The organism is Tenacibaculum sp. L6, from assembly GCF_028823685.1.
Lineage (GTDB): Bacteria > Bacteroidota > Bacteroidia > Flavobacteriales > Flavobacteriaceae > Polaribacter.
The window spans coordinates 1-1,081 of record NZ_JAPEHZ010000146.1 but is presented as its reverse complement, the minus strand read 5'-3'; the positions used below and the strand labels follow the sequence as shown (position 1 = coordinate 1,081).

Here is a 1,081-nt window from a genome sequence, read left to right as displayed (position 1 = left end):
AACCATATTCTTTCCTCATTCTTAATAACTCTTCCTCCGCATAGGCTTGTATATTATTAATAAACGCATTTACTTGGTAAGCATTAGACATCATTCCTTTGCCTGTTTTAACCCTTTGCTTTGTCTGATCCCAATATTTAAAAGAACATTTATAGCCTAAGCTTTTTTTAAACCTATTTCCTTTTGAGGAGAAGTATAGTACTATTAAACTTTCTTTTTTAGGGGTTAATTCTAAACTTTTTATAGAATCTTTTAAACTAAACCTAATTACTCCGTGTGTGTTTTTTAATGTTAAATTACTCATCTTAAATTACTTTTATTACAACTTTATATTAAAAACAATGCGAATCATATACCAAACAAGGGTGTTTTGTAGGGTGCTTTTTGTTTGAATAATTCTGAATTATTTTAAAATTTATTTAATGACGTAGAGTATTATTCTTGCTGACACTACTGACAAACTAACAATTGTCATTAAATGTGTTTTAAAACGAGCTATTAACGAAGTACATGTGGGACCACCTTTAAAGCTTCACTTTTTGTGAAGCTTTTTTGTTTCGTAAAAACCACAAAAGCAAACACTTCCCTTGCAAACATCAATAAAACTAACATTATTAGAAACCTCCTTTGCTTATCGCCCCCCCCCAAACCACTACCAAAAAACTAAAGGAAAATAGTTTTTGCAAGTAACTCAACGATGATATTATTCCTCCTTTTTTGATTGATTACTTTTAAATCCAATTCTCCTTCTTGACTCTTGATCTTTTTTTTCTAATTCCGTCTCTAATCTTTTATACCTACTTATATCTTTAATAGTTACAACAACGGCAGCTATATTGTTTTCATTATCTATTATAGGCCTTCCACTCAGTAAAACTCTCATAATAGCATTCGTCTCTTTATTCAATAACAATACATCAATATCATTGGTAATTTTACCTAGTAAAGCTAATTCTGCAGAAAGATTTTGTGCTGGAAAAACTTTTCCATCATATGGATTTAACACTTTAAAATAGGTATGCAATATGAAAATTGGGAATTTGATTTAGAATTAGTAGATACAAAAAGAAGTTACGAAATT

At 29.4% G+C, this 1,081-nt stretch carries 2 protein-coding genes; both read right to left on the bottom strand.

The window, feature by feature from the left end; genetic code table 11:
- The coding region (locus OU788_RS12395) for a hypothetical protein (protein WP_274635447.1) at positions 1-304 on the bottom strand (304 nt) is incomplete at its 3' end.
- Positions 305-703: 399 nt separating this feature from the next.
- A complete protein-coding gene (locus OU788_RS12390) occupies positions 704-1,006 on the bottom strand; it encodes a hypothetical protein (protein ID WP_274635446.1) in 303 nt (100 codons plus the stop codon).
- Between the last annotated feature and the right edge of the window lie 75 nt (positions 1,007-1,081).